Consider the following 5359-nt stretch of genomic DNA (forward strand, 5'->3'; position numbering starts at 1 on the left):
TCCGCCTTGCATAAATCGGTGCGGGGCTCCTCCCCGGACGGCGCGCTGTACTGGTTTGCCCGGATGCTCGATGGCGGTTGCGATCCGCTCTATATCGCCCGGCGCATTGTCCGTATCGCCAGTGAGGATATCGGCAATGCCGATCCGCGCGCGCTGCCCCTGGCGCTGGCGGCCTGGGATACCCAGGAGCGCCTGGGCAGTCCGGAGGGTGAGTTGGCCATCGCCCAGGCCGTGGTTTATATGGCCTCGGCACCCAAAAGCAATGCTGTGTATAATGCCTTCAATACGGTGATGGCCGAGGTGCGCGAGCAGCCGGGCTATGAGGTGCCGGTGCATCTGCGCAACGCCCCTACCAAGCTGATGAAGTCCATGGATTACGGGGCGGAGTATCGGTACGCCCACCATGAGCCCGGTGCTTACGCGGCGGGTGAGTGTTATTTGCCGCCAGAGTTGGCGGATCGAGTCTATTACGAGCCGGTGGAGCGGGGGCTTGAGCAACGGATTCGGGAGAAGTTGGCCTATTTCCGCGAGCTGGATGCCAAGAGTCCGATTCGGCGTTATAGCCAGGAGAGCGATTGATGCAGTGGTTGGCCGTGGCCTTGGGCGGTGCTCTGGGGGCGATGGGTCGGTTTGGTTTGACGACTTGGCTGTTTCCGGTGATGGGTACGCGCTTTCCGCTGGGAACGCTGGTGGCCAATGTGCTCGGTTGTCTCCTTGTGGGCCTGGCCTTTGTGTTGATTGTCGATAAGGGGCTTGTTGCGCCGGAGTATCGGCCGTTTGTGATTACGGGTTTTCTGGGGGCGTTGACGACCTTTTCGACGTTTTCGTTGGATGCCTTGTTGCTCTGGCAGAATGGGGCGCCGGCGGTGGCGGTGGTTTATTCGCTGGTCACGTTGTTGAGCTGTCTGTCTGCCGTTATTGTGTCGGTGTATGTGGCTCGTATGGTTTTTTAGTGTCTAGCTCTGTTCGATGGCAAGTTCGGCTATCAGCATCCGGGGCACGCATGAATACATCCCTGTAGCTCTGCGTCGGCTTCCCGCCGACGACGGCCCCGGATGCTGATACCCGAACTTGCTGGAGCTAACCATCAAGTTGTTTGGAGATAAGAAACTCCGTGAAACGAAGCTGCGTATTCATCGCGTGGCACTGAGTCGGTGGGGTTACCCCTTTTCAAGACCGTCGAAGGCATGGATGCCGACGTCGAGCGTGCAGGGATGCATTCACAGCGTGTCTTGAAAAGGGGTAACCCCACCGGCTCCCCAGATCAGGACCTCTATTTTTTAACCTTCTGAACTAAATAAGACATTTTTATGCTGGATCCAAAACTTGTTCGTACCAATCCCGAAGCGGTGGCCGAGGCGCTAAAGAAGCGTGGTTATGAGTTGGACGTTGCGCGCCTGATGTCGTTGGAGGAGCGCCGTCGTGAGGTGCAGGTTAAGACCGAGAACCTGCAGAAGGAGCGCAATGCCAGCGCCAAATCGATTGGCCAGGCGAAGCAGCGGGGTGAGGATGTGGAGCCCCTGCTGGCCCAGGTCAGTGAGCTGAAAGAGGCCCTGGGTAAAGCCGAAGCAGAGTTGGATGAGATTCAGGCGGAGTTGGATGACCTGTTGAGTGGAATTCCCAATATTCCCGCCGATGAAGTGCCCGAAGGTAAAAGCGAAGACGATAACGTTGAGGTGCGCCGCTGGGGTTCGCCGCGCGAGTTCGGTTTTCCGATTGTCGATCACGTGGATCTGGGCGCGCGCCTGGGCGGGCTGGATTTTGATACCGCGAGCAAGCTGACCGGTGCGCGCTTCGCGTTGCTGCGCTCGGGCATTGCCCGTCTGCATCGGGCCCTGGCGCAGTTCATGTTGGATACCCACATTGAGGAGCACGGTTACGAGGAAGTGAATGTGCCCTTTATTGTGAACTCGGATTCGCTGACCGGCACCGGCCAGTTGCCCAAGTTTGAGGAAGACCTGTTCAAGTTGGATGATGAGCGGTGTTTTTACCTGATTCCCACGGCGGAAGTGCCGGTGACCAATATTCTGCGCAACGTGCTGCTCGACGGAGCGGACCAGTTGCCCATGAAGTTTGTTAGCCACACGCCCTGTTTCCGCAGTGAAGCCGGCTCGCACGGGAAAGACACTCGCGGCCTGATCCGTCAGCACCAGTTTGAAAAGGTGGAGCTGGTGCAGTTTGTCCGCCCGGAAGAGTCGGATGAGACTCTGGAAAAATTGACCGGCCACGCCGAAGCAATTCTGCAGAAGCTGGGTCTGCCTTACCGCACTGTCATCTTGTGCGGCGGCGATATTGGTTTCTCGGCGGCGAAAACTTACGATATTGAGGTGTGGGTGCCGTCCCAGGAGCGCTACCGGGAGATTTCATCCTGCAGTAATTTCCGGGATTTCCAGGCGCGCCGCATGAAGGCCCGCTATCGCAACCCGGAAACCGGCAAGCCGGAGCTGCTGCATACGCTGAACGGTTCCGGCCTGGCGATTGGTCGCACGCTATTGGCGGTGCTGGAAAACTACCAGCAGGAAGATGGCAGCATCACCATTCCGGAAGTCTTGCAGCCCTACATGGGTGGACTGAAAAGCCTGGGCGTAAACACCCCGGTTTAAACCGGAGTGTCTTGTAGGTCGGATTAGCGCAAAGCGCGTAATCCGACAGTTGGCCTCTGGAGTTTCGGTAACGGCGGATGCGCGGCAAGACCGCTTATCCGCCCTACGAATAGCACGGCAGTTGGCGTAGGGCGGATAAGGGCGCAGCCCGCATCCGCCGTTACCTCACTCGACTTCGCTCCACCCTCGGTGATACCCCATGGATTATTTCCCCGTCTTTCTGGATTTGAAAAACCGCCGCTGCCTTCTGGTCGGCGGCGGCGACATTGCCACCCGCAAAGGCCGATTGTTGGCCCGTGCCGGGGCGCGGCTGTGTATTGTGGCCCCCGAGATTTCCGATGAGCTCAAACACCTGGCCGAGCAGGGCGGTGGTGAATTGCATTACCGGGAGTACGAATCCACCGATCTGAACGATGTGGTGCTGGTCTGTTCTGCGACGGATGACAACGAACTTAACGCGCGTATCTCGGAAGAGTCCCAGGCCCGCTATCTGCCCACCAACGTGGTGGACAGCCCCAAGCTCTGCAGTTTTATCACCCCGGCGATTGTCGATCGTTCGCCCCTGGTGATCGCCATTTCCAGCGGCGGTGAGGCGCCTGTGTTGGCGCGGATGGTTCGGGCCAAGCTGGAAACCCTGATTCCCAAAAGCTACGGTCGCCTTGCCCAGTTGGCCAGCCGCTGGCGGGAGCGGGTGAAGCAGTCGTTCAGTGAGGAAAACCGGCGCCGGTTCTGGGAGAAAGTCTTGCAGGGCCCGATTGCCGAGCTGGTTTTCAGTGGTCAGGACGAGCAGGCGGAGAAAGCCATTGCCGAGGATCTGGCCAATCCGGACTATGTCGATACCCAGGGCGAGGTGTATCTGGTGGGCGGTGGTCCCGGTGATCCGGAGTTGCTGACCCTGAAAGCCCTGCGCCTGATGCAGCAGGCTGATGTGGTGCTCTATGACCGGCTGGTGTCACCAGAGGTGATGGAGCTGGTCCGTCGGGACGCGGACCGGATTTATGTCGGCAAGCGGCGCAGTGATCATCACATGCCGCAGGAAAACATCAACGAACTGTTGCTCAAGCTCGCCCAGGAGGGCAAGCGGGTGCTGCGCCTGAAGGGAGGCGACCCGTTCATCTTTGGTCGTGGTGGCGAAGAGATTGATCTGCTGGCCGCGCACCAGATTCCCTTTCAGGTGGTGCCGGGCATTACCGCCGCCTCGGGCTGCGCGGCCTATGCCGGTATTCCGCTCACCCATCGCGATCACTCCCAATCGGTGCGCTTTATCACCGGTCACCTGAAAACCGACAATCCGAACCTGACCTGGCCCGAGCTGGCGTTGCCGGGACAGACGCTGGTGTTCTATATGAGCCTGGTGGGGCTGGAGGAAATCTGTCAGGTTCTGATTCGCCATGGCCGGTCACCCCAGACGCCGGTGGCACTGGTGGAGAAGGGCACGACCCAGGATCAGCGGGTACTGATCGGGACCCTGGAAACCATGCCCCAGCGGGTGGCCGAGAGCGATGTGCACGGTCCGACGCTGCTGATTGTGGGTGAGGTGGTGCAGTTACATCACGAGCTGAGCTGGTTTTCTCCAGAGCGGTCCGGCAGTCAATAAATTGACAGCGGCGAGACTTTGATTACAAAATAACGAACTTCCAGTCAAGATTTCGGGTCCAAGACCGATATGAGAGGTAAGCGCCGTCGTTTTGACGGTCCGAACTGAATCGGAGGTCACCATGACCTACATAGGCCCAACCAGCACCTTGCCACCGTCGGCCCGCACCAAGATCAACACCACGCGGGCCAAAGACGAAACCATGCCGGTGAGCGAGCAGGTGCTGGATACCACACCCGTGGCGCCCATTCGTGAGCGCCGTCGAGGTGATCGCCGCCGCCGGGATATCAAGCCCCTGGTGGATATGCGCTCCGGTGACCGGCGCCGTCGGCGCAAAATCGATATCGAGGTGTGACGCTTACCCCCTCGGGTGACCGCACCGCTGCTCGCGGGCCTTAACGCTCGCGGGCGCCCCTCCGAATGTGGTTAAATCTCCCCTGATCTTTCGATTGACCCGGGGACGGAATGACCCACTCCAATGGCATCACTGATGCCCGCCTGCAATTACCTTTCTGGCTCTGGCCGCTTGCGGTGATCATCGGCTGGCTGATTGCCGCCGCGTCACTGAGCTACGCGCCGGGCGGCCGACTTAACGTGCTCTGGCTCTGGTGGCTGTGGGCCGGAATTCCCCTCCTGGGCACCCTGGTGGCCGCCGGAGCCGCCGCCTTTGGGCGCGACCGGCCCTGGTTGTTCCGCTGGGGCCATAAAACCCTCCACTGGTATCCCAAGCCCGGCCAGCGCTGGCAAATGCTGATCGGTCTGCAGAGCTTTTGGCTTCTGCTCGGGCTGGGCATGATCCTGGGGTTCCTGACGCTTCTCCTGTTCACCGATCTGGCCTTTGGCTGGAGTTCCACCTTGCTCGATGGCGATCAGAGCCCTCTGCGCTTGCTGCAGTGGTTGGCGATGCCCTGGGCGTGGTTCTGGTCGGCGGCGGTGCCGGACGCCTCTTTGTTGGACGCGACGCGCTATGTGCGAATTGACCCCCGGGCGTCGGGCACCGAGCGGGCAGGGGACTGGTGGCCGTTTCTGATGGCCAGCCTGCTGTTTTACAACCTGGTGCCGCGGGCACTGCTCGCTGTGGTCGGAGTGATCCGCCTGCGTCAACTGAAAGCTCAATCTCCCGGGCCCGCCATCCGCGGGACCAGCCAGGGTGGCGGTG

5 protein-coding genes and 1 pseudogene are annotated in these 5359 nt (G+C 60.1%); all 6 read left to right on the forward strand.

Going from position 1 to position 5359, the window contains the following annotated elements; translation table 11 throughout:
- A pseudogene (locus tag B3520_RS12050) lies at positions 1-579 on the forward strand (recombination factor protein RarA); the annotation flags it as partial.
- Positions 579-953: a fluoride efflux transporter CrcB gene (gene crcB / locus B3520_RS12055; protein WP_286806486.1), complete on the forward strand. Its 375-nt coding sequence runs from the start codon at positions 579-581 to the stop codon at positions 951-953. The pseudogene B3520_RS12050 and the gene crcB, both read left to right, overlap by 1 nt.
- Before the next feature lie 357 nt (positions 954-1310).
- Complete coding sequence (gene serS / locus B3520_RS12060) at positions 1311-2603, forward strand: serine--tRNA ligase (RefSeq protein WP_286806487.1); 1293 nt, start codon at positions 1311-1313, stop codon at positions 2601-2603.
- Positions 2604-2802: 199 nt separating this feature from the next.
- Positions 2803-4200: a siroheme synthase CysG gene (gene cysG / locus B3520_RS12065; RefSeq protein ID WP_286876141.1), complete on the forward strand. Its 1398-nt coding sequence runs from the start codon at positions 2803-2805 to the stop codon at positions 4198-4200.
- A gap of 121 nt (positions 4201-4321) precedes the next feature.
- A complete protein-coding gene (locus B3520_RS12070; protein ID WP_024460462.1) occupies positions 4322-4555 on the forward strand; it encodes a hypothetical protein in 234 nt (77 codons plus the stop codon).
- A gap of 110 nt (positions 4556-4665) precedes the next feature.
- A partial coding sequence (locus B3520_RS12075) for a DUF2868 domain-containing protein (RefSeq protein ID WP_286876143.1) occupies positions 4666-5359 on the forward strand: 694 nt, incomplete at its 3' end.

Origin of the sequence: Marinimicrobium sp. UBA4509 (assembly GCF_002388575.1) — a bacterium.
GTDB classification, from domain to species: domain Bacteria; phylum Pseudomonadota; class Gammaproteobacteria; order Pseudomonadales; family Cellvibrionaceae; genus Marinimicrobium; species Marinimicrobium koreense.